The 24,697-nt window shown below is 42.1% G+C and carries 24 protein-coding genes; 3 read left to right on the top strand and 21 right to left on the bottom strand.

Annotated elements, in window-relative coordinates; all coding sequences use genetic code 11:
* Window positions 1–185: 185 nt before the first annotated feature.
* The 20 genes from EAE91_RS01955 to EAE91_RS01875 all read right to left on the bottom strand — a co-directional run bounded on the left by EAE91_RS01955 (window position 186) and on the right by EAE91_RS01875 (window position 17,584).
* A complete protein-coding gene (locus EAE91_RS01955; protein WP_247982957.1) occupies window positions 186–653 on the bottom strand; it encodes a TauD/TfdA family dioxygenase in 468 nt (155 codons plus the stop codon).
* 192 nt (window positions 654–845) lie between these two features.
* Complete coding sequence (locus EAE91_RS24540) at window positions 846–974, bottom strand: PAAR domain-containing protein (RefSeq protein ID WP_280520263.1); 129 nt, start codon at window positions 972–974, stop codon at window positions 846–848.
* A gap of 46 nt (window positions 975–1,020) precedes the next feature.
* Complete coding sequence (locus tag EAE91_RS01950; protein ID WP_214087012.1) at window positions 1,021–1,743, bottom strand: Imm52 family immunity protein; 723 nt, start codon at window positions 1,741–1,743, stop codon at window positions 1,021–1,023.
* 12 nt (window positions 1,744–1,755) lie between these two features.
* Window positions 1,756–2,529: a restriction endonuclease fold toxin 5 domain-containing protein gene (locus tag EAE91_RS01945; protein ID WP_214087011.1), complete on the bottom strand. Its 774-nt coding sequence runs from the start codon at window positions 2,527–2,529 to the stop codon at window positions 1,756–1,758.
* 1 nt (window position 2,530) lies between these two features.
* Window positions 2,531–2,659 (bottom strand): PAAR domain-containing protein, encoded by a 129-nt coding sequence (locus EAE91_RS24535; protein WP_280520262.1) that lies wholly within the window; start codon window positions 2,657–2,659, stop codon window positions 2,531–2,533.
* A 46-nt stretch (window positions 2,660–2,705) separates the two neighbouring features.
* The gene (locus tag EAE91_RS01940; RefSeq protein ID WP_214087010.1) at window positions 2,706–3,428 is read right to left on the bottom strand and encodes an Imm52 family immunity protein; all 723 of its coding nucleotides are present in this window, start codon (window positions 3,426–3,428) and stop codon (window positions 2,706–2,708) included.
* A 12-nt stretch (window positions 3,429–3,440) separates the two neighbouring features.
* Window positions 3,441–4,205 carry a restriction endonuclease fold toxin 5 domain-containing protein gene (locus EAE91_RS01935; protein WP_214087009.1) on the bottom strand — a complete coding sequence of 255 codons (765 nt, stop codon included), beginning with the start codon at window positions 4,203–4,205 and terminating at the stop codon, window positions 3,441–3,443.
* Window position 4,206: 1 nt separating this feature from the next.
* On the bottom strand, window positions 4,207–4,335 hold the full coding sequence (locus tag EAE91_RS24530; protein ID WP_280520261.1) for a PAAR domain-containing protein: 129 nt from the start codon (window positions 4,333–4,335) through the stop codon (window positions 4,207–4,209).
* Between the two features lie 46 nt (window positions 4,336–4,381).
* Complete coding sequence (locus EAE91_RS01930; protein WP_214087008.1) at window positions 4,382–5,104, bottom strand: Imm52 family immunity protein; 723 nt, start codon at window positions 5,102–5,104, stop codon at window positions 4,382–4,384.
* A 12-nt stretch (window positions 5,105–5,116) separates the two neighbouring features.
* Window positions 5,117–5,881, bottom strand: coding sequence for a Tox-REase-5 domain-containing protein (locus EAE91_RS01925; protein ID WP_214087007.1), 765 nt, complete (start codon window positions 5,879–5,881; stop codon window positions 5,117–5,119).
* A 174-nt stretch (window positions 5,882–6,055) separates the two neighbouring features.
* Complete coding sequence (locus tag EAE91_RS01920; RefSeq protein ID WP_214087006.1) at window positions 6,056–6,778, bottom strand: Imm52 family immunity protein; 723 nt, start codon at window positions 6,776–6,778, stop codon at window positions 6,056–6,058.
* A 17-nt stretch (window positions 6,779–6,795) separates the two neighbouring features.
* On the bottom strand, window positions 6,796–7,569 hold the full coding sequence (locus tag EAE91_RS01915) for a restriction endonuclease fold toxin 5 domain-containing protein (protein ID WP_214087005.1): 774 nt from the start codon (window positions 7,567–7,569) through the stop codon (window positions 6,796–6,798).
* A gap of 1 nt (window position 7,570) precedes the next feature.
* A complete protein-coding gene (locus EAE91_RS01910; RefSeq protein ID WP_214087004.1) occupies window positions 7,571–7,912 on the bottom strand; it encodes a hypothetical protein in 342 nt (113 codons plus the stop codon).
* A complete protein-coding gene (locus EAE91_RS01905) occupies window positions 7,909–8,406 on the bottom strand; it encodes a DUF4123 domain-containing protein (RefSeq protein ID WP_214087003.1) in 498 nt (165 codons plus the stop codon). Before EAE91_RS01905 ends, EAE91_RS01910 begins: the two co-directional genes overlap by 4 nt.
* Window positions 8,407–8,408: 2 nt before the next feature.
* On the bottom strand, window positions 8,409–10,439 hold the full coding sequence (locus EAE91_RS01900; protein ID WP_244868596.1) for a type VI secretion system Vgr family protein: 2,031 nt from the start codon (window positions 10,437–10,439) through the stop codon (window positions 8,409–8,411).
* Window positions 10,440–11,918: 1,479 nt separating this feature from the next.
* Window positions 11,919–12,257 (bottom strand): nitrogen regulatory protein P-II, encoded by a 339-nt coding sequence (glnB, locus tag EAE91_RS01895; RefSeq protein ID WP_011147501.1) that lies wholly within the window; start codon window positions 12,255–12,257, stop codon window positions 11,919–11,921.
* Window positions 12,258–12,272: 15 nt separating this feature from the next.
* Complete coding sequence (locus EAE91_RS01890) at window positions 12,273–13,895, bottom strand: NAD+ synthase (RefSeq protein ID WP_214087002.1); 1,623 nt, start codon at window positions 13,893–13,895, stop codon at window positions 12,273–12,275.
* Window positions 13,896–13,961: 66 nt separating this feature from the next.
* Window positions 13,962–15,299 (bottom strand): two-component system response regulator GlrR, encoded by a 1,338-nt coding sequence (glrR, locus tag EAE91_RS01885; RefSeq protein WP_214087001.1) that lies wholly within the window; start codon window positions 15,297–15,299, stop codon window positions 13,962–13,964.
* The gene (gene qseG / locus EAE91_RS01880; protein WP_244868595.1) at window positions 15,296–16,141 is read right to left on the bottom strand and encodes a two-component system QseEF-associated lipoprotein QseG; all 846 of its coding nucleotides are present in this window, start codon (window positions 16,139–16,141) and stop codon (window positions 15,296–15,298) included. Before qseG ends, glrR begins: the two co-directional genes overlap by 4 nt.
* Window positions 16,142–16,144: 3 nt before the next feature.
* Window positions 16,145–17,584 (bottom strand): sensor histidine kinase, encoded by a 1,440-nt coding sequence (locus EAE91_RS01875; RefSeq protein WP_214087000.1) that lies wholly within the window; start codon window positions 17,582–17,584, stop codon window positions 16,145–16,147.
* Between the two features lie 781 nt (window positions 17,585–18,365).
* Between EAE91_RS01875 and EAE91_RS01870 the strand changes: the two genes are divergently transcribed.
* Window positions 18,366–18,638, top strand: a complete 273-nt coding sequence (locus EAE91_RS01870) for a type II toxin-antitoxin system prevent-host-death family antitoxin (RefSeq protein WP_011147507.1) — start codon at window positions 18,366–18,368, stop codon at window positions 18,636–18,638.
* Window positions 18,625–18,972 (top strand): type II toxin-antitoxin system RelE/ParE family toxin, encoded by a 348-nt coding sequence (locus EAE91_RS01865; protein ID WP_214086999.1) that lies wholly within the window; start codon window positions 18,625–18,627, stop codon window positions 18,970–18,972. Before EAE91_RS01870 ends, EAE91_RS01865 begins: the two co-directional genes overlap by 14 nt.
* 116 nt (window positions 18,973–19,088) lie before the next feature.
* On the opposite strand, the gene purL is transcribed toward EAE91_RS01865, so the two are convergent.
* Window positions 19,089–22,976 (bottom strand): phosphoribosylformylglycinamidine synthase, encoded by a 3,888-nt coding sequence (purL, locus tag EAE91_RS01860; protein WP_214086998.1) that lies wholly within the window; start codon window positions 22,974–22,976, stop codon window positions 19,089–19,091.
* A 266-nt stretch (window positions 22,977–23,242) separates the two neighbouring features.
* Here purL and mltF point away from each other — a divergent pair, with 266 nt between their 5' ends.
* Complete coding sequence (gene mltF / locus EAE91_RS01855) at window positions 23,243–24,658, top strand: membrane-bound lytic murein transglycosylase MltF (protein ID WP_214086997.1); 1,416 nt, start codon at window positions 23,243–23,245, stop codon at window positions 24,656–24,658.
* Window positions 24,659–24,697: the final 39 nt, after the last annotated feature.

Below are 24,697 nucleotides of genomic sequence, written 5' to 3'. Positions count from 1 at the left end.
CCTTGCTCGGTGAATGCGTTAAGTATTTCGTGCGCATCTCTCTTATCTACCAAACTGTTGGGTACCGAGATAAATAGGTTATACGTAGACTCCTTTATATCCAAGAGTTCTATATTTTATAAATATATTTTGTCAGTCTAAGTCGAAATCATAGTCGAAGACAAGTCGCTTACCAGCCTGAGAGGTTATCCCTCCCCGCCCACCGCCACCTTCAAGATGAACGGCAAGTTCAGGCGTATAGAGCGAAAATTTTCACATTCAAACCGGACTCTATACATTAGCCGTTTCTTCTTAGGATCATCATTATCTTCGAATGCTGTGCATGAGTGCAGACATAAATAATTATTGAAGAAAACCATGTCACTTTCTTCAAGAAGCGTAGTCCAACAAAAAACGGGAGATATTGCCAACTCATCAAAATAGTCAACAACCTCTCGCAGCTTAGCGGGGACTTTTTTACCACGAGCAAACGCGGCGGCAAATATGTTAAATCTTAGGTATCGTATGCTAATGTCACCGTTACATTGAGAAAATACTGGTACGTTGTATTCGGTTATTTCATTCTCTCCCGGAGGATGTTCGCTTAACCGATGGTAAGGATAACCGGTATATAATGCAGGCAACAGATCTGGCCGACTTTTTTGAAGACACACTTATTTCCATTGATACCATAGATGCCAAACCCAGATTGCACAGGAGATTATTGATGCAAAGGAAAACTATTTATTCAGTGTGAAAGACAGCCAATTTCCATGATACCGACTGCAATTAACACCCCGGCACAGGCGCTGGTGACATATTCAGCCGCACCCACAGCAACAGGGGCTAATAAGGGTATTGGCATATTAACGTCTCCTGTTTAGCTTATTTTTTGCAATAATAGGCACACCATTGTGAGCATATTCATCAATAACGGTAATAACCTTACCGCCATGATCTGTCATATCACCTAACAGAATAACCGCTTTTGACATGAAAGTTCTCCATCGTTTTTCAATTGGTAAAAAATATCATCCTCCATTAAACTTCGGTAATTAATGGCAGTAATCCCAGATTCACCAACTGAATTTCAACATCATTAGATTTATCAATATCATCCTGATTTCTGCCATCAAAAATACCTTTTTTGGTAATAATCAACGTGCCGATCTGCTCATTATTTTGATACACAGGGAGCACATCTTCCGCCATAGGCAGGTAAGATTTATCAATAATGCGGGGTTGGTAAAGCATCCAACCAACACTTAAGCGATCAGGGAAAACTTGTTTACCTTTTAAGGTATAGCCGTTGGTTTCCACTTGAATATAAGGAAAATCACGACTGGTCGCTAAGTATTTAACTAAATCAATTAATCGGGATACATTCAGTTGGCTGCTATCAATTTTTAAATTGAATTCTAGCCAAACCCAGTTTGGACCTCTTGTAGACAGTTTATTATAACTAATACTATTGGCTATCTCATCCCGCTCACCATCCCACATATCTTCAATAAGTGAAGGAAAATCTTTTTTATAAGATTTGTCAAAATAGCTCACTGTCTTTTCTGTTGGCCCTTGTTTATCAAACACAATGTGTTTTAGGGCCTCTTTTCGTGAATAACCAGTTAAATACCATGTCTTTTCCTGTCTGAAAAAGATATCGATTTGCCGTGTAATATGAAATAAATCCATTAATGCTGTATCTACAGTAATGGTTTCCTGTTGTTCATAATACACATTGGTTTTTATACGGATTATTGTCATTTGAACCTCGAATTAAATTCTCGCCATTAAATCGGCACAGGGAGTATAGTGGACACTGATATTTTTAAATTGACTAAATATTCCCTTAAAATAAGCATAACTGATTGGTTGTAAAAAATGCCATTCCACATGCGGTGTCCCCTCTAGTACATCACAAACAGTTTGATGCCTTTCCGCCTGTTTTTTACCTGATTTACTCCCTTTCCACCAAATTTTGGGTTCACCTTCAGTATCAAAAAACTGGTCATACCGTGCTTTGGCCTCTAGAAATAAACAATACGCTGGCCGCCAGCCATCAAAGGTCACTTTCAGGCACTGAAATTCCTGAATCATTTGTGTGGCTGGGTCATATTTAGTTTTCGCAATAAATCGCTGATAGTTAATCGTGATGGCGCTCCAGCGACTCACCTTGCGATATTTTTCACTCGTCACCGGAATAGCCAAGCAAGCCTGACACTCTTTCTTAGTTTCCGTTTTTTCACACTCTTCCGTTTCAGACCGGGCTTTAGTTTGAACTGCACTGGTATCAACGGATTCTTCCCCTAAATCATCGTCCTCCCAAAAATCCGCATAGGCTTCGGCACTCCAGACAATATTTCGATCTTCATCCGTGATGTCAGGGCTGATTACAAAGTCAGTTTTCTTATGTTGAATACTGTCATCATCTATAACGGATTTATCTTTACCCGCTTCCATGATACCGACTGCGATTAATACCCCGGCACAGGCGCTGGTGACATATTCAGCCGCACCCACAGCGACAGGGGCTAATAAAGGTATTGGCATATTAACGTCTCCTGTTTATCTTATTTTCTGCAACAATAGGAACACTATTGTGAATATATTCATCAATAACGGTAATAACCTTACTGCCATGATCTGTCATATCACCTAACAGAATAACCGCTTTTGACATGAAAGTTCTCCATCGTTTTTCAATTGGTAAAAAATATCATCCTCCATTAAACTTCGGTAATTAATGGCAGTAATCCCAGATTCACCAACTGAATTTCAACATCATTAGATTTATCAATATCATCCTGATTTTTTCCATCAAAAATACCTTTTTTGGTAATCATCAGAGTGCCGACCTGTTCATTGTTTTGATACACAGGGAGCATATCTTCCGCCATAGGCAGGTAAGACTTATCAATAATGCGGGGTTGGTAAAGCATCCAACCAACACTTAAGCGATCAGGGAAAACTTGTTTACCTTTTAAGGTATAGCCATTGGTTTCTACTTGAATATAAGGAAAATCACGACTGGTCGCTAAGTATTTAACTAAATCAATTAATCGGGATACATTCAGTTGATTGCTGTCAATACTTAGATTCAATTCCAGCCAAACCCAGTTAGGGCTAGCAGTTCGCATTTTTTTATACATAATACCACTATCTAATTCATCCTTTTCACCATCCCATATCCCAGTAATAAGCGCTGGAAAATCTTTTTTATAATCTTTTTCAAAGTCTTTTATGGCAACCTCAGTTGGCCCCTGTTCATCAAACACAATATGTTTTAGCGCCTCCTTTCGGGAGTAACCTGTTAAATACCAAGTTTTTTTCTGGTCAAAAAATACATCAATTTGCCGTGTAATATGAAACAAATCCATCAACGCAGTATGGATAGTAATAGTTTCCTGCTGTTCATAACGCACATTGATTTTTAAATTAACTATTGTCATGTTGACCTCGAATTAAAACAAACTGTCGCAGGGGGTATAGTGAACGCTGATATTTTTATGTTCACTAAATTGCACTTTAAAATATCCATAACTGATCGGCTGTAAAAAGTGCCATTCCACATGGGGGGAACCATCCAAAACGTTACAGACTGTTTGATGCCTTTGGGCTTGCCTTATAGCTGAAAAAACACCTTTCCACCATTTCTTAGGTTCCTCATTACTCTTAAAAAACTGGTCATACCGTGCTTTGGCCTCTAGAAATAAACAATACTCTGGCCGCCAGCCATCAAAAGTCACTTTCAGGCACTGAAACTCCTGAATCATTTGTGTAACCGGGTTATATTTAGTTTTCGCAATAAATCGCTGATAGTTAATCGTGATGGCGCTCCAGCGGCTAACTTTACGATACTTTTCACTCGTCACCGGAATAGCAAGGCAAGCCTGACACTCTTTTTTAGTTTCCGTTTTTTCACACTCTGCCGTCTTAGACTGAGCCTTAACTTGAACCGCACTGGTATCAATTGATTCTTCCCCTAAATCATCGTCCTCCCAAAAATCCGCATAGGCTTCGGCACTCCAGACGATATTTCGATCTTCATCCGTGATTTCAGGACTGATTACAAAGTCCGTTTTCTTATGTTGAATACTGTCATCATCTATTACGGATTTATCTTTACCCGCTTCCATGATACCGACTGCAATTAATACTCCGGCACAGGCGCTGGCGACATATTCAGCCGCACCCACAGCGACAGGGGCTAATAAAGGTATTGGCATATTAACGTCTCCTGTTTATCTTATTTTCTGCAACAATAGGAACACTATTGTGAATATATTCATCAATAACGGTAATAACCTTATTGCCATGATCTGTCATATCACCTAACAGAATAACCGCTTTTAACATGAAAGTTCTCCATCGTTTTTCAATCGGTAAAAAATATCATCCTCCATTAAACTTCGGTAATTAATGGCAGTAATCCCAGATTGACCAATTGAATTTCAACATCATTGGATTTATCAATATCATCCTGATTTCCTCCATCAAAAATGCCTTTTTTGGTAATAATCAGGGTGCCTATCTGTTCATTATTTTGATACACAGGAAGCACATCCTCCGCCATAGGAAGGTAGGATTTATCAATAATACGGGGCTGGTAAAGCATCCAGCCAACACTTAAGCGATCAGGGAAAACCTGTTTGCTTTTTACGGTATAACCATTATTTTCGACTTGAATATAAGGAAAATCACGGCTGGCCGCTAAATATTTGACAAAATCAATTAATCGAGAGACATCAAACTGATGACTGTCAATCCTTAGGTTCATTTCCAGCCAGACCCAATTAGGGCGATCAGTTAACATTTTTCTATAACTCATGCCACTGGATAATTCATCCTTTTCACCATCCCATATGCCATTAATAAGAGCAGGAAAATTTTTCTTATAATCTTTTTCGAAACTTTTTATAGCAACCTCAGTTGGCCCCTGATCATCAAACACAAGATGTTTTAGCGCCTCCTTTCGGGAGTAGCCAGTTAAGTACCAAGCTTTTCCTTGGTTAAAAAAGACATCAATTTGCCGTGTAATATGAAACAAATCCATCAAAGCTGTATGGGCGGTAATGGTTTCTCTCTGCTCATAATATACATTAATTTTTATACGAACTATTGCCATGTTTACCTCGTGTTAAACTAAACTATCGCAAGGGGTATAGTGAACACTGATATTTTTATATTTACTAAATAGTACTTTAAAATATCCATAACTGATGGGCTGTAAAAAGTACCATTCCACGTGAGGAGTGCTATCCAGTACATCACAGACGGCCTGATGTCTGACAGCCTGATTTTGTGCTGATTTAACACCTTTCCACCAACCTTTAGGCTCATCCTCACTAATAAAAAACTGGTCATACCGCGCTTTGGCTTCCAGAAATAAGCAATACGCTGGCCGCCAGCCATCAAAGGTCACTTTTAAACATTGAAACTCCTGAATCATTTGTGTGGTCGGGTCATATTTAGTTTTCGCAATAAATCGCTGATAGTTAATCGTGATGGCGCTCCATCGACTAACTTTGCGATACTTTTCACTCGTCACCGGAATAGCCAGGCAAGCCTGACACTCTTTTTTAGTTTCCGTTTTTTCACACTCTTCCGTCTTAGACTGAGCCTTAACTTGAACCGCACTGGTATCAACGGATTCTTCCCCTAAATCATCGTCCTCCCAAAAATCCGCATAGGCTTCGGCACTCCAGACAATATTTCGATCTTCATCCGTGATGTCAGGACTGATTACAAAGTCCGTTTTCTTATGTTGAATACTGTCATCATCTATTACGGATTTATCTTTACCCGCTTCCATGATACCGACTGCGATTAATACCCCGGCACAGGCGCTTGCGACATATTCAGCCGCACCTACAGCGACAGGGGCTAATAAGGGCATTGGCATATTCGTCTCCTGTTTATCTTATTTTTTGCCATAATAAGCACACCATTGTAAGTCTATTCATCAATAACGGTAATAACCTTACCGCCATGCTCTGTTGTATCACCTAACAGAATAACCACTTCTGACATGAAAGTTCTCCATCGTTTTTCAATTGGTAAAAAATATCATCCTCCATTAAACTTCGGTAATTAATGGCAGTAATCCCAGATTCACCAACTGAATTTCAACATCATTAGATTTATCAATATCATCCTGATTTTTTCCATCAAAAATGCCTTTTTTGGTAATAATCAGCGTGCCGACCTGTTCATTATTTTGATACACAGGGAGCATATCTTCCGCCATAGGCAGATAGGATTTATCAATAATACGGGGCTGGTAAAGCATCCAGCCAACGCTGAGACGATCAGGGAAAACATTTTTACTCCATAAAGTGTAGCCATTAGTTTCTATTTGGATATAAGGGAAATCACGACTAACAACTAAATATTTAATCAGATTAATTAATCGGGAAATATTGAACTGGTCACAGCCAATTTTCAACCTTAGAGTCAACCAAACCCAGTTAGGACGATCCATTAACATTTTGCTGTAACTAATACCACTAGCTATACTATCTTCTTCACCATCCCATATACCTTCATTAAGAAAAGGAAAATTTTTTTTATGGCTATTTTCAAAACTCTTTATTGCTGCTCCAGTTGGCCCCTGCTCATCAAAAACTATATGTTTCAATGCCTCCTTCCTAGAATACCCTTGTAAAAACCAAGTCTTCTTCTGGTTAAAAAAAATATCAAGCTGCTGAGTAATATGGAATAAATCCATCAACACAGTGTTGACAGTAATAGTTTTATGTTGTTCATAATATATATTAATTTCCAGACGAATTATTGACATTTTACCCTCCTTTTACTTTAAACAATGCCATTCAATTCAGGGCACGGCGTATAGTGAACACTAATATTTTTATAAATATGAAATATTCGTTGAAAATAACGATAACTAATCGGTTGTAAAAAATGCCATTCCACATTAGGTGTACAGTTTAGTAGATTACATACTCCCTGTTGTCGTGCTGCCTGATCTCGCCCAGAACGTTCACCTTTCCACCACTCTTTGGGGCCACCCCCATTATTAAAAAACTGGTCATACCGCGCTTTGGCCTCTAAAAATAAACAATACGCTGGCCGCCAGCCATCAAACGTCACTTTCAGGCACTGAAACTCCTGAATCATTTGTGTGGCTGGATCATATTTAGTTTTAGCAATAAATCGCTGATAGTTAATCGTGATGGCGCTCCAGCGACTCACCTTGCGATATTTTTCACTCGTCACCGGAATAGCCAGACAAGCCTGACACTCTTTTTTAGTTTCCGTTTTTTCACACTCTTCCGTCTTAGACTGAGCCTTAACTTGAACCGCACTGGTATCAACGGATTCTTCCCCTAAGTCATCATCCTCCCAGAAATCCGCATAAGCTTCGGCACTCCAGACAATATTTCGATCTTCATCCGTGATGTCAGGACTGATTACAAAGTCCGTTTTCTTATGTTGAATACTGTCATCATCTATTACGGATTTATCTTTACCCGCTTCCATGATACCGACTGCAATTAATACTCCGGCACAGGCGCTGGCGACATATTCAGCCGCTCCCACTGCAACAGGGGCTAATAAGGGTATTGGCATATTAACATTTCCTGTTTATCTTATTTTTTGCAATACAAAGAATATCTTTAAACTGTTGCTCGGATTTCTGATCAGGAGATTCCAAAGCAGACTTGATTGACGAGGCATGCTGAAAATCAGGATTAAACGCGACCAGAGATAAATAGGATTGAATCAAGTATTTATCCTGAAAGTTTAATGTCAGCAAATAATCATAAGCAGCCATTAACCGTTCGTTCAGCGAAGATGGGGAAGGAATTAAATCCGCATGTTTGGCAAGAAGTTCGGCCTGTATACGATCAACCACCGTCTGTTTTTCCAGCTTGGTGATAATATCAAACTGTTCCTGAGTCAATTCAATCATAATGGAACTCCTGACACCGAATAATAAGTGGCATTGTATTTATAAACCCATTTATTAATACAATGTGTGAATACAGACAATTGCTCATGGCTAAAAATGTCACTGATGCGATGCAAAATACGAGGATCATAAAAACGTAGAAGCGCCATCTGTTTTGTCGGCAGTTGAATATTTAAATATGACACAAGATGGCGGGTCAGCTTATCTAATGACAGAGAGGTTAATAACCATGATACTGCCGGATACGTTTCTTCAAGTATTGACAATTTCTCTTGCCATTGATGCGCATATTCCATATCAAACAGCCACGGGCCTGCAAATGCAAGTTTTGAATCTGGATAGTGCCGGAATAGTGGATTGTTGACACCCACGATATAATTAATCTCCTCACCAAAACAGCGTTCATACTGCAAACCATTCACCAGCGCGTAAAGCCGAATGCCGGGATGTTTTTTCTGGTAATTAACCAATTTTTCGCTTAATTCAAGTGTCATAATTACCCCCGGATAACGGTTATTGCTTCTTCAAGTTCAGCTTTCATCAAACAACTGAGACAAATTTCTTTAAGTAGTTCTTGAGCAACAGGAGTGGATATTTCAGCACTGACCTGTTCCAATTTATCCAGCATATCCGGCAGTTTTCCTCCCCAACCCGAACCTGTGCCCGGTGTTCCACTGGCAAAACTAATTCCGGCACTACTACTGATGCCACTGGCATCAATTTTAATAAAATGCCCCGCAGCCTGTAAGGTTAGCTCACTGCCAGCATCAATAACCACCTTCGCCCCGGAACTGAGATGAATTTCATTGCCACTTTGTACCAACAACGCATCGTCAGCTTTAATATGAAGTTTTTGTCCGGTTGAAACGGAAATATCTTGCTGCGCCAGAACACGATATTCATTATCAACACGTAAGTGAGCATCGTGTTTAATATGATGAGTCTGATTATGTGCAATATTGACCATTTCATCGTTTAAAATCTCCGTTTTCATGTTCTTCTGAGCATGAATATAGATTTCCTCACCGCCTTTATCATCATCAAAACGCAGTTCATTAAATCCTTCCCCTTTATGGGTTTTTGATCGGATTACCATCTGCGTTTTTGCCATCGGCAAACGGTTCGGTGGGAGATTAATGGCATTATAGGTACGACCAATAATAATCGGCTGGTCAGGATCGCCATGCATGAAATCAACCAGTACTTCCTGACCAACACGCGGGATGGTCATCATTCCCCAACAGTGTCCAGCCCAAGATTGGCTAACTCTTATCCAGCAAGAACTTTGATCATTAAGCTTGCCATATCGATCCCAGGCAAATTGCACCCGTACCCGCCCATATTCATCACAAAATATTTCTTCTCCCTCTGGTCCCACCACGGTGGCAATTTGCAGGCCATCAATATGTGGCTTGGGGTAAGGAAAGGGACGCCATACCCGATTGGGACTACCAAAGGTAAAACTGTTCGTTAAAATCGTCCCTCTGCTATCAAAATGAGATTCATCTGCTTGAGGTTGATGGCCACGGTGAGTAATTTGGATTATTTGCCACGGCGCATTAAATTTTTCTTTCGGATGATCGGTAAGCGTAAACCACATGCCCGGCAAGAGAGCAAAACTGTCACTTTGCCCACAGCCGAGCAAAGCATCATTACGTAACGCCTCCAACCGGTACTGACTTATCCGTTGCCCATTTCCATCCTTATAACGTCCGGGAAAGTCATAGTAATAGTAGCTATTTAAATCCGAACGCTGATTACTGATGTACCTGTGATTTTCATGGAATTGAAAATCAGAATACCACCGGGGATGTTTAAACGTGTAGTCTCTCACCGAAACTTCAGCAACGCCCACCCTTTCTCCCCAACGAAACTGGCTGATGCAACACTGATTGCCTGTAACATCAGGTTCTGGGTTGTAGGGCAGTGAAAGAGAGCCATTCTTGGTATAAGAGTCGACAAAAATCATTGTCGGCTCGCCCTTATCCTGATCAAAGTAATAGTAATAAAAGATCCCTTCATCAGCTAACAGACGCTGTAAAAAAGCCAAATCACTCTCATCGTACTGAACACAGAACTCCCGTACTGGATGTTCATAGCGCAATAGACAAGAGAATTGCCGAACGCCATTTTCTTTCAATAGCCTATCAATAATATCGGTGACGGATTTATTCTGAAAAATTCGGGAGTTAACCCGCAATCCGGCACGCCACAAGGAAGGGTGGAGAGTCAGGTAATAACAACTACGATAACGTCCCGTTGTTTCCTGCACAAAATGAGTCACAATCCCGGTGATATAACGCTCAGGCTGCCCGTCACGATAAACGGTCAATGTGGCGTATTGATCCAGAACATCTGCAAAATCAATATCTGGATTGGCACAAGTCACTGTGGCTTGCAAACTGAATAGCGTTGACAAGGCTTCATTCAGTGTAAATTCAACCACAGCAAAAGTTTTCACAGGGAGATTACCGGCCGTGAGAGTAAAAACCAGCCCGGTTCGTTCCACATTAAAATCATTAACCATAAGCAACTATTACCTATAATTGAGTTGTCAGTCCACAATATACCCACGCGAAATGATCACAAAAGAAGCAATTATGATATTTTTTAATCAATCATGCAATGAGTTCATAAGAAAATATGATGAAATAGCAGAAGACAGAGGACAGAGGACAGAGGATAGAGGACAGAAGTAATGATAAACAATTTATTCACTATGAATGTTTTGGCCCACATAAGGTGATTTAAATTTTCAACTTAATATTAAAAATGTTATGCGGTGATAATAACCAATAAAGTAAAGTGAACAGAAATAGTATTTAATTTATAATAATGATATTTATGATGACCTGTCCAGAAAGCCAAGGCAAAAATAATCCAACATATTTTCAGCAAGTAAGAGGTTTTCACGCAATTCTTATTTACCACTATTTACGGTTTGAAAAGATTTAACTAGTTTCAAGCCGTAATAAATCATCCGATAGTTTAAATTAAAAACTGCTTTGATAATTTATTCCAAACATTAATTATAGTGATCAGTTATTTTATGAAATAAAAACGATAAAGAATATTAAATTAAATAAGAATTTCTCATCTATACTTAATGTTGTTAGTCCAAAGCAACATCCTAATAAGTCTAATCTTAATAAAATCAGATTGAAATAGTGAGTGGTTGTAATATGGGCATTATTCACGTTACCAACAATATGAAAAATGATACGATTGAAGTTGCGATTAACTACTGGAGCACTGATTACGCAAGATTCACAGTGTCCGACGATTATTTTAATATCAGTCCTGGATATTTTAGGGCTTCCTGGTTTGTTGACGATTGGCGCGGTTATATCATGTCAGTCAAAAGGCTAGGAATTACATTTTCATATTTCATTTTACCTGACACCAAGATTATTGTCGGAGAAAATAGAGTTACAGAAAATGAGTATGTGATAAAACCTTTATTTGTAAGCTAGCTCATTTATATTTAATGTTGCTAGCCCGAAACGGCATCCTAATAAAGTCAAATCTTAATGAAATCAGATTGAAATAGTAAGGGAGTTGTAATATGGGCATGATTCACGTTACCAACAATACGAAATGTGACACGATTGAAGTTGCAATTAACTACTGGAGCACTGATCAAGCACAATTCAAAGTGTCCGACGATTATTTTACTATAGTTTCTGGAGGTTATAGAGATTCTTGGGTTGTCGACGATTGGCGTGGTTACATCATGTCAGTCAGAAGACTTAAAATCATATATTCATATTTCATTTTACCTGACACTAAGATTATTGTCGGAGAAAATCGAGTTACAGAAAATGGGTATGTGATAGAACCTTTACTTGTAAGGTAGTTCATCGCCTTGATTGAGTATATAAGATTATAAATGCATGTATCTACTATCGATGACCGTCTAAACGGTCATCGAAGAATTCCGGCTACTTTTATTGAGAGTGGCGTCTTATATCTACCTGTCACCACTCCCCCAAAAATTTAAATTAAGTTAAATCGCCTCTTCGTCCTGCTCACCCGTACGGATACGCACAACACGCGCCACGTCGAATACAAATATTTTACCATCACCGATTTTCCCGGTCTGCGCCGTCTGCATAATGGTTTCAACACAGGTATCGACAATATCATCTGGCACGACAATTTCTATTTTCACTTTGGGCAAAAAATCCACCATATATTCCGCACCACGATACAGCTCGGTGTGCCCTTTCTGGCGGCCAAAACCTTTCACCTCTGTTACCGTCATTCCGGTGATACCCACTTCCGCCAGAGCTTCACGCACATCATCCAGCTTGAAAGGTTTGATAATCGCATCAATCTTTTTCATGAAGTTTTCCTGTTGTTACCAGTTTTTACGGCCGAAACCAGAGGTAATCGGGTAACGTCTGTCTTTACCAAAATTACGTGGCGTAATACGCGGCCCCACCGGAGCCTGACGACGTTTATATTCGTTGATATCAACCAAACGAACAACTTTACGTACAATCTGTTCATCAAACCCCGCAGCCACCAGCTCATCAACCGATTTATCCTGCTCCACATAACCTTCCAGAATATCATCCAGAATGTCATAAGGCGGTAAACTGTCTTGATCAAGCTGCCCAGGTGCCAATTCTGCCGATGGCGGACGATCAATGACTCGTTGAGGTATCGCCGGCGAAACGGTATTACGATATTTTGCTAATTCAAATACCAATGTTTTCGGTACATCTTTCAGCGCATTAAAACCACCCGCCATATCACCATATAGTGTGGAATATCCCACCGCTGATTCACTCTTATTACTGGTCGTCAGCACGAGACGATGGCGTTTATTCGACATCGCCATCAGAATAACGGCACGGCAACGCGCCTGTAAATTCTCTTCGGTGGTATCTTTGGCCGTACCCGCAAACAGAGGTTCAAATTGTGCCATAAATGCATCAAACATCGGTTCGATCGACACCACATTAAACTCAACACCCAACATCTCAGCTTGTTCTTTAGCATCTTCTATACTCATTTCAGATGTATAGCGGAATGGCATCATAACAGCCTGAACATGATCTTTGCCCAATGCATCAACCGCGATTGCCAGCGTTAAGCCAGAGTCAATTCCTCCAGATAAGCCTAATAACACGCCTTGAAAGCCATTTTTGCGAACGTAATCATGCACTGAAAGGACTAATGCCTGATATACCTGCTGCAATGGCGGTAATTCAGGTGCCGGATTAACCATAGGTTCAATCTTTAATTCATTAAAGCGACATTGCTGGATTTGTTCATTAAATGCAGCTAACCGATGAGTCACTTCACCACTTGCATTAAAAACTTTAGAACAGCCGTCGAAAATCAGCTCATCCTGACCACCAACCTGATTAAGATAAATCATGGGTAAATCTGTGCGTTGGCAATGTTCTCTAATCAGTTCATAGCGAATATAAGGTTTTTCACGATTATATGGCGAAGCATTGATGGAAAGAATTAAGTCTGCACCGGCCTGTTTTAAGGCATTAATCGGTTCATCAAACCATAAGTCTTCACAAATCAATAAGCCAAGATTGTAGCCCTTAAATGGCACAACACAGCTTTGATCGCCCGCTTTAAAATAGCGTTTTTCATCAAAAACACCATAATTTGGTAACCGTTGTTTGAAATAGCGGACCAAGATTTTCCCTTGCCAGAACAAGGAAAGTGCGTTGTAAATCTCCCCGTCTTGCTCCCAAGGATGACCAACTAAAATAGCAGTTTGACAACTGGCAGCCTGTAAACGTGCCAATTGCTCACGGCAACGCTGATGAAAATCAGCCCGGAATAATAGATCTTCTGGAGAATAACCGGATATCGCCAGTTCAGAAAACATAACTAAATCAGCACTTTGTTGCTGTTGTTCCTGTACTGTCTGCAACATACGTTCACAGTTGCCTTCAATGTCGCCAATCATCCAATTAAGCTGTGCAAGGGCAATATTAAGAGTACGGCTCATAAAATTTGGCTCTCCCAAGCCATCAATTTTTATACCAGTGTAAAAACTTCCTGAGTAGCAGAAAAGTTATTCTTTAAAATCATTCGCATCCAATTCATGACGCGCCAGTAATTTGTAGAATTCAGTCCGGTTACGTCCCGCCATACGCGCTGCGTGAGTCACATTCCCTTTGGTCATTTGCAGTAATTTACGCAGATAATTCAGTTCAAACTGATTTCTGGCTTCTACAAAAGTAGGTAACGCGGTATTTTCCCCTTCCAGCGCCTGCATAACCAAGGCTTCACTAATAACCGGCGCGGTAGTTAGCGCAACACACTGTTCGATCACATTAACAAGCTGACGCACATTGCCGGGCCAACTTGCCGCCATCAGGCATTTCATTGCATCAATGGAGAAACTACGGACAAAAGGTTTATGACGTTTCGCGGACTCACGCAACAGATGATTCGCCAATAAAGGAATATCTTCAACCCGGCCATTCAAAGCGGGAATTTTCAAGTTCACCACATTTAGGCGGTAATAGAGATCTTCGCGAAATTCATTTTTTGCCATTGCCTTCGGCAAATCACGGTGAGTCGCGGAGATAATCCGTACATCAATATCCAGATCGCGGTTACTGCCGAGCGGGCGTATTTTACGTTCCTGCAATACCCGCAATAATTTAACCTGTAAAGCCAGCGGCATATCACCGATTTCATCAAGAAACAGCGTTCCTCCCTGCGCAGTAAGGAATAGCCCTTCACGACTGCTGACCGCACCGGTAAATGCGCCTTTGGCATGACCAAACAGTTCTGACTCAAGGAGTTGTTCTGGCAAAGCACCACAGTTAATCGCGATAAATGGTTTTTTCGCCCGAGGGCTGGCGCGGTGAATTGCCTGGGCTAACACTTCCTTCCCGGTACCACTCTGACCGTTTATCAGTACACTGACATCAGATTGCGCGACCATTCGCGCCTGCTCCAACAAACGCAACATAGCAGGACTGCGAGTAACTATCTGCTCCCGCCACTGTTCATCACTGGCGGGCGTGGACAACGCTAATGCGCCATCAATCGCTTTATAAAGCGCATCCCGATCAACCGGTTTAGTCAGAAAACTAAAGACACCCTGTTGAGTGGCCGCTACTGCCTCTGGAATTGAGCCATGAGCAGTCAGAATAATAACCGGCATGCCCGGTTGTTGCTTCTGGATTTCAGCGAATAGTGCCATACCATCCATTTCATCCATACGCAGGTCACTGATCACCAAATCGACTTTTTCTTTAGTTAACAGTCTCAACGCTTCACCGCCACTTTCTGCGGTTGTGACACGAAAGCCTTCACTGGTAAGACGCATTCCCAACAATTTCAACAAACCAGGATCGTCATCAACCAAAAGAAGATGGGCTGGCTTACGCGCTGTCATGGTGCGGCTCCTTTATCTGATTCAGAGGTATCGTTTGGCGTACTATTTTTGTTAGGTAATACCGTCGTCGCTGGTGTTTCAACATGTTTATCCGAATTGTCTGATCCAGCACTGCCCTGATTTTGCTTACGGGAAGAGAGCTGACGCTCAATATCTGTCAGGTTTTCCAGTTTACGAGAAGTTTCTTGTAGCTCAAATTCCAATCGTGCGCGACTTTCACGCAGACGATCCAATTTATTATCCGTATCTGCCTGTAATTTTTGGAATCTTGCCCGTTCCTCAGCAACTGCAATTTTCTGAACCTGCTGTTCGCGCCATAACTGTAATAATGCCCGCAGCGAGTCTGGGAATTTCAACCGGTATTTGTTGAAATTTTCAACCATTTTCCGACGTTCAGACAACGTAGGCCCGGCACTATTAAGTAAAATACTTTGTTTAAAAGCCGTATCCCAAGTCACCGGAAGAGTGTATTTCGCCATATTACGTGCTCTGGCTGATGTCAGGCGATCTGAACAGTCCATCAATCGCAGCCAGTAAAGCGCGTTCTCAATCGATGGCGGCGTCTCTAAATCCCACATTAACTCACACTCTGCAATACGGTAATCCGTTACCCGTTGCTCTGGTATTACCATTTGCGCAACTGTGGTTAAATTATTATTAACCGGATTTTTGACGCAACCCGCCAATAAAAAAACGACGAAGATCAACAGAATCATGCTAAAACCCCAAATTGAAATTCGGGGTAATAACAATCTGGCAACCAACACGTTTTTCCCAGGTTGTACTGCAATATTCTGCCGATCCGTCTTTTGTACAAAACGGTAAGTAGACCTGTTATGCATTATTTATTCATTCTCAGCAGTTAATGGCAATTTAATACGAAAACATACGTCAGCAAATTCGCTCTGAATCAATATCAGTTCGCCCCCCATACGCTTAATACAATCCTGCGCAATACTTAACCCAAGACCGCTGCCTTTCACTGCGCCTTTGCGCTGGAGCGTTCCCTGATAGAACGGTTCAAAAATCATACTACGTTCTGATTCAGGAATTGGCGTGCCGGTATTAGCAACATTAATTTGAACATATTTGCCAATCTGACGACTTGAAACCCAAATGTTACCGGATTCAGCGCCATAGTGCACCGCATTAGAGTAGAGATTATCAATAACCCGCATTAATAGCGTAGGCTCTGCCCATAAAATATCAGTATCAAGCTGAATTTCCGTCTGAATATTCTTCGACCTCGCCGGTAAACTGTGTGATAAAACTACTTCATTAACAATTTCCCGCAGAGAAACCTGCTGTTGCTCCGTCGGGCTATCTGCCAGTTTGCGGTTATAATCCAGTAATTGCTCGATCAATTGCTGTAAATGTTTACTACTATTATCAAGAATAGCAACCACTTCTTGCTGATCAGCCGTTAATGGCCCTGCCACTTCATCAGCCAGTAATTCTGTTCCTTCCCGCATACTTGCCAGCGGAGTTTTCAGTTCATGAGAAATGTGACGTAAAAACTCATGGCGTTGTGATTCCAACCACGCCAGGCGTTCACTGAGCCAGATAATCCGTTGCGCCAAAGAGCGGAGTTCTCGCGGCCCCTGAAAAGAATCTATGCGAACGCCCAATGATTGCCCTTCCCCCAATCGGTTAATCATGCGTTCAATCCCTTTAACCGGCCCGATAATCATGCGAGTAAATAACGCGACCAATAACGCACTCAGTAGAAATAAAATAAGACTCTGCCAGCCAAAAAATTGTCCTTTTTCAGCAATATCTCTCTGTAGCTGTTCTCCTCGGCTGAAAATAATATCGCGGGTAGCCTGCACCATCTGGCTATTAGCATTGGAGAATTGCTCAAGTAATTGAGCGGCAGGTTGGGTAGGTTCACTATTGAGACAAGTGATTTTTGTCAATTGTGACAATAAACTGTTAAGCGCCTTAATGTATTGTTGATCATCAAGCATAGCCATCTGATCTTTTAACATCTTAAGGTATTGCTGATATTGCCTTTGGTAGAGGTTTTCTAGCGTCTTATCCCCTAACACGCAATATTGACGGTAACTGCGTTCCATCTCTAATGCGATACCTGTCATAGCTTCACTACGGCGGGCATCCGCGAGCGTGGTACGGTTTATATCAGCCGCTTGTTCACTGAGTTGATCAAGACTTTGATAAGCCTGATAAGCCAAAACCAATAACGGCAATAACACCAGCCAGAAGGCCATGACAACTAATTGGCGCAATGAGCGCGGAAATAAACGCCATTTTTTCAAGGAAATCATCTCGTAACCTGTCAGTACACCAATGCTAACCGACAAAGGGCGAATAGAAAAACCCATCGGCTGATAATATTGTGCTGTGACTGAAAATCAGTGTAAGACGCAAACAGTACAAAGGGGCAGGTAAACACCTGAGCGATGACGGCGGGATAATAGTTTTTGCTACTATCCCGCCAGTGAGGATAACGCATGCCCGCTGTTTATCTACAACAGTCAGACATAGGTTGGTGCCTCACTCCACGTGTCGCCCGATGTTTGATAAGGCTCGAAAGCGATATCACTGAGTTGGACGGTAGGCACCTTACTCTGGCATCATTCGATAGTTTATGTGGCATCTCTCCACCCAAATGTGGGCCGACATAAGAAGTTGAATGAGCAACTGTGCCAGCTTAATGCAGATTCCGTGCCAACATTAAAAAAATAATCATAACCAACTGTTTTTACTTTAGAAAAAATTAAACGTCACGTTTCAGCCACCAAACAGCTTCCTTTCCGGTATGAGTAAAATTTATTTTCTGTCGCCAATTAAAGACACCTAAAATCATGCGAATAAAAATAGATTAAAATCAAATAATTAAATGTCTCCTTTTTGAGACATCCATAACGCATGTTTGTCGGGTAATTGAGACAATAGAGCAACCGGGCATCTAAACGCCTAAACATTCACCGATATAAGACTTTTACATCTGAATCATTAATAGTCCATATTTACCCCATATATGGCCTTTATCAGCAAATGATGTATTATTACAGAAGCAACAGAGTTTCTACTCGGAGGACACTTATGTATCAAACCCCAAATTCGCGGATTACGACAGTCTCCGCGTTTAAAAAAGAATTGGCTTCTATGGATGTATCGCAGCCAGTCACAGTAACCCAAAACGGGGAGCCGTTATATGTGGTTCAAGATCCGGCTCAGTTTGAAATGCAACAAGAACAAATGGCATTGTTGCGACTGCTGTCTTTTGCTGAAAAAGACATAAAATCTGGACGAATTGTGTCATCTAGTGAACTACGAAATAATTTACGGAAATTAGCAAACGGTGATCATAAATAAAATTGAATATACCCAGACATTTGAAAACCAGCTTCATGAACGTTTTGGCTATTTAACCAGACATATCGGTGCAGAAGCATCTTGGAAAATTCTGGAAACCTTTTTACACAATTTTGAAACTCGTGTTCTTAAATATCCTAAAAGTGCTCCGCTATGTGAGGAAACGGCTGATATTGGGTTAACCAGCCACCATAACTATGTGGATACCAAATTGCAACTGCGAGCAATCTACAAAATAGATGAAGCTAACCATACCGTAATTGCTACACTGTTCCTAAATACACGGCAGAGTTTACGCCAAGCACTGATCCAATATTGCCTGCGTAGAGACTGAATTTCTGACATTCCATTAGCCTAAAGGGAGAGCAATTTTTGCTCCCCCTTGTTGTATCAATTGAAAGCACCCTTCAACTGTTTAATTTAACAATTCTTGTTTATTAGATTGCAGCACTACCCTAACTGCTTACGGGCATTACGGAAAATTCGCATCCACGGACCATCTTCGCTCCACTCATTCGGATGCCACGAATTATTCACCGTGCGAGATCCCCTTTCTGGATGCGGCATCATCACGGTTGCTCGACCATCAAGGCTTGTCACTGCGGTAATACCATTCACTGAACCATTGGGATTAGCTGGATAGTTTTCCGTAATCTGACCATAATTATTCACATAACGCAAAGCCACTAACCGGTTGCTTTCAAGCATCTCAAGATGCTGTCTATCACGGAATTCCACTTGCCCTTCCCCATGAGAAACCACAATCGGTATACGGGAACCTATCATATCTTGCAAGAACAGTGACGGGCTGTCGGTAATTTCCACCAAACTGAATCGCGCTTCAAAACGCTCTGAACGGTTACGCACAAAACGCGGCCAATGTTCTGCGCCTGGGATCAACTCGCGCAAGTTAGACATCATCTGGCAACCATTACAAACCCCCAACGACAACGTATCTGGTCGCGCAAAGAAAGCAGCAAATTCATCACGAACCCGTTCATTAAACAGAATAGATTTCGCCCAACCTTCACCTGCCCCCAACACGTCGCCATACGAGAAACCACCACAGGCAACCAGTGTCTGGAATTGGCTCAATCCAATACGTCCAGACAACAAGTCACTCATATGAACATCAATCGCCTCAAAACCTGCTTGGTGAAACGCCGCGGCCATTTCAACATGGGAGTTAACGCCCTGTTCACGCAGTACAGCCACTTTCGGCCTTACCTGCTGCAAAATGTAAGGCGCTGCAATATCTTCCGAAATATCAAAGGTCAGTTTTACGTTCAGTCCAGGGTCCTGATTATCCTGTTTAGCCTGATGCTCCTGATCTGCACATTCCGGGTTATCACGCAGACGCTGCATTTGCCATGTGGTTTCTGCCCACCATAAGCGCAAGGTGCTGCGATTCTGGCGATACACCTCAGTATTGCCACTAAAGATAACAAAATCATCACCTGCTTTGGCTTTCCCTAGGTAATGCACGCAATCGGCCAGACCCTGTTCTGCCAAAACGCTTTCAACCAATCCTCTATCCGATGCTCGAATCTGGACTACAGCACCCAACTCTTCGGTAAAGAGGGCAGCCAGAATATCTTCATCAAACACACTGATATCAGCTTCAATGCCACAATGCCCGGCAAAAGCCATTTCAGCCAACGTTACCAGTAAACCACCATCAGAGCGGTCGTGATAAGCCAGTAATTTTTGTTCCGCAATCAGTTGCTGAATCGCATTGAAGAAACCCGCCAATTGCTCAGCACTACGTACATCCGCGGTTTTATTACCCAGTTGACGGTAAACTTGTGCCAATGCGGTACCGCCCAGCGTATTCTTTCCTTGCCCCAGATCGATTAATAACAACGCATTATCTTCATCAGTGGAAAGCTCCGGCGTTACTGTACGACGTACATCTTCCACTCTGGCAAAAGCAGTAATCACCAGTGACAAAGGCGCAGTCATCTCACGTTCTTCACCTTGTTCATGCCAACGGGTTTTCATCGACATGGAGTCTTTACCCACCGGAATAGTCAGCCCTAACGCAGGGCATAACTCCTCACCCACCGCTTTAACCGCCGCATACAAACCAGCATCCTCACCAGGATGACCCGTAGCAGACATCCAGTTTGCTGAAAGTTTAATGCGTTTTAAGTCCTGAACATAAGCAGAAGCGATATTGGTCAAAGCTTCACCGACAGCCATTCGGGCGGAAGCAGCAAAATCCAACAAAGCGACCGGCGCACGTTCCCCCATAGACATCGCTTCACCATAATAGCTATCAAGGCTGGCGGTAGTAACAGCACAGTCCGCAACCGGGATCTGCCACGGCCCCACCATTTGATCACGGGCAACCATGCCAGTCACAGTACGATCGCCTATTGTGATCAGGAAGGTTTTTTCTGCCACCGCCGGCAAATGCATAATGCGCTTAACAGCTTCTGTCAGATCGATATCCCGACGCTCAAGGCTTTCACCGCTAGCTTTTAATGTACTGACATTGCGCAACATTTTCGGCGTTTTACCTAGCAGTACATCCAGAGGCATATCGATTGGCTGGTTATCAAAGTGTTCATCATTAAGCAGTAAATGACGTTCCTCTGTTGCCTCGCCGATAACAGCATAAGGCGCACGTTCTCGCCGACAAATCTCTTCAAACAGCGGAAGTTGTTCCGGCGCAACCGCCAGTACGTAACGCTCTTGTGATTCGTTACACCAGACTTCCAGCGGACTCATCCCCGGCTCATCGTTAAGAATTTTGCGTAACTCAAATCGTCCACCGCGACCACCATCACTGACCAGCTCAGGCATCGCATTGGAAAGTCCACCAGCGCCAACATCATGAATAAACAGGATCGGGTTATTTTCACCTAACTGCCAACAGCGATCGATAACCTCCTGACAACGGCGCTCCATTTCCGGGTTATCTCGTTGAACCGAAGCAAAATCCAGATCAGCATCGGATTGCCCGGATGCCATAGAAGATGCAGCCCCCCCACCTAAACCAATGTTCATGGACGGGCCACCGAGTACAATTAGTTTAGCGCCAACAGAAATTTCACCCTTTTTGACATGTTCATCTCGGATATTACCGATCCCACCTGCCAACATGATGGGCTTGTGATAACCACGTAATTCACTGCCGTTATGACTGTTTACTTTTTCTTCATAGGTACGGAAATAGCCCAACAATGCCGGACGACCAAATTCATTATTAAATGCCGCCCCCCCTAAAGGGCCTTCCATCATGATATCCAGAGCACTGACGATACGCTCCGGTTTACCAAAATCCTCTTCCCACGGCTGTTCAAAACCCGGTATCCGCAAATTGGATACCGAAAATCCCACCAGACCCGCTTTTGGCTTAGCACCACGGCCGGTCGCCCCTTCATCGCGGATTTCACCACCAGAACCTGTCGATGCGCCCGGCCAAGGAGAAATCGCAGTCGGGTGATTATGCGTTTCCACTTTCATCAGAATATGGGCCTGTTCCTGATGGTAATCATATGAACCGTTTTCCGCACTGGCAAAGAAACGGCCAACAGAAGAACCCTCCATCACAGCGGCATTATCTTTATAGGCTGATAGGACATAATCAGGTGTCTGCTCATAGGTGTTTTTAATCATTTTGAACAATGATTTTGGCTGTGCTTCACCATCAATAGTCCAATCAGCATTAAAGATTTTATGACGGCAATGCTCTGAGTTAGCCTGAGCAAACATATAAAGCTCAACGTCTGTTGGATTGCGCCCTAATTTCTGGAAGGCGTCCATCAGATAATCAATTTCATCTGGAGCCAATGCCAATCCAAGTTCAATATTGGCAGTTTCTAACGCACCGCGTCCTACTTGCAGGATATCAATGCGTTTTAACGGAACGGGTTGTTGACGAGAAAATAATTTTTCCGCCTGTTCCAATTGGGTAAAGACCGTTTCCATCATCCGATCATGCAGCAGTGATGACAATATTTGCCACTGTGCATCACTCATTTCACCACTTTGGATGTAATAAGCCAGGCCACGCTCCAGACGCGCAACCTGGGACAAACCACAATTGTGAGCAATATCGGTTGCTTTGGAAGACCACGGGGAAATCGTTCCCGGACGAGGCGTCACTAACAGTAACGTACCTTGGGGTTCATGTTCAGCCAGCGAAGGTCCATATCTTAGTAATTGTTGTAACTTTGCTGAATCAACATCACTCAAAGGTGCATTAATCTCTGCAAAATGAACATATTCCGCATAAATATCATTGACCGGAAGTTGCTGTTCTTGACACACAGAAAGGAGTTTAGTGATACGAAATGCAGATAAAGCAGGTGAACCACGTAGAATTTTCATAGTAATCAATTCTCTCATCTTAGAAGCAAAGCTTAATAGATGCCTAAGGGGAAATGAGTACATTATAGAGGATTGTCATCCATGACGAAACCGTTTGCGTGACGATTATTACCGCCAATTGTCCTTTGGCCAGGTCATGCAAATAGTATCAATTAGGTTGCACAGCCGGTTTTTGTTCCGCAAAATGCTCAGTCACTGGAAATTTAACCATAATAAAATAGCGCGTTTCCGCATAGCACCACACCGCGTTACACCGAGATAACAGATTGAATAATATAAAAATAAATTATTTCGTTATCATTGTTATCGCTCTTTTTTCTGCCGCTATCATCAGTCTGAACATCAGTTGGCCGAATAAACAACAGGAGCAGATTAACAGGATCATTACCAGAGGAGAGCTACGGATCAGCACCATTAGCTCACCTCTGCTCCATCTTACCAGTAAGAAAGAACCAAATGGATTTGATTACGAGCTGGCACGACGCTTTGCGGATTATCTTGGCGTCAAATTGGAAATCAAATTCAGAAAAAATATCAATCAGTTATTCGATGACCTGGAAAACGGTGAGGCTGATTTTCTGGCCGCTGGCTTGACTTATCATCAAGAAAGACTGGCTCAAACCCGCGCAGGTCCGGCTTACTATTCTGTATCTCAACAACTGATTTATCGCAAAGGAACTCCACGCCCTCGTTCTTTTAAAGATTTAAAAGGTAAACTACTGGTCGCTTCTGGTTCTGCTCATGTCAGCACATTGAAAAAGTTAAAAACAGATCTTTTTCCTGAACTCGAATGGAAGGAGACACAGCAATATAACACTCGCGAACTACTGGAACAGGTATCAGAAGGTAAACTGGATTATACGTTAGGTGATTCGATTAATGTCGCATTGCAGCAACGTACTCACCCTAATCTGGCCGTCGCTTTTGATGTTAGTGAAGATAACCCGCTGACATGGTATTTAAAACGCACTGACGACTACAGCCTTTACGCGGCCATGCTGGATTTTTTCAGTCAGCTAACGGAAAAAAATGTTATGCCACGACTGGAGGAGAAATACTTTGGTCATGTCCACTCATTTGATTATTTCGATACACTCTCTTTTCTAAGCGCCATCGATAATATTCTGCCTACCTATCGGCCACTATTTGAAAAATATTCCGGTGATATCAGTTGGCAACTACTCGCTGCCATTGCCTGGCAAGAGTCTCATTGGGACCCACAGGCAACCTCACCCACGGGTGTGCGTGGCCTGATGATGTTAACCAGTCAGACGGCTAAAGGGTTAGGCGTCGTTGATCGCCTTGATCCTGAGGAGAGCATTAAGGGAGGCGCGATCTATCTGCAAAATCTAATGAAACGATTACCTGAAAATATTCCTAAAGATGAGCGTATCTGGTTTGCACTGGCTGCTTACAATATGGGTTATGGACATATGTTAGATGCCCGCAAACTAACGGCATCACAGAAAGGGAATCCTGATAGTTGGCTCGATGTCAAAAAACGGCTCCGGCTATTAAGCCAGAAAAAATATTATACAAATACTACCTATGGCTATGCCCGTGGACATGAAGCTTATCGCTATATTGAAAATATTCGCCGTTATCAGCTTAGTTTAGTCGGATATTTACAGGCCAAAGAAAACCGGAAAAAATTAATTCCCCAAGAAAATCAACCAAAATAAAAATAAAAGTAAACAAATATAAGGCCCTAAGGAGTCAAT

This window comes from Photorhabdus noenieputensis, assembly GCF_018448935.1.
GTDB lineage: Bacteria > Pseudomonadota > Gammaproteobacteria > Enterobacterales > Enterobacteriaceae > Photorhabdus > Photorhabdus noenieputensis.
This window is presented reverse-complemented; position numbering and strand designations above follow the sequence as displayed.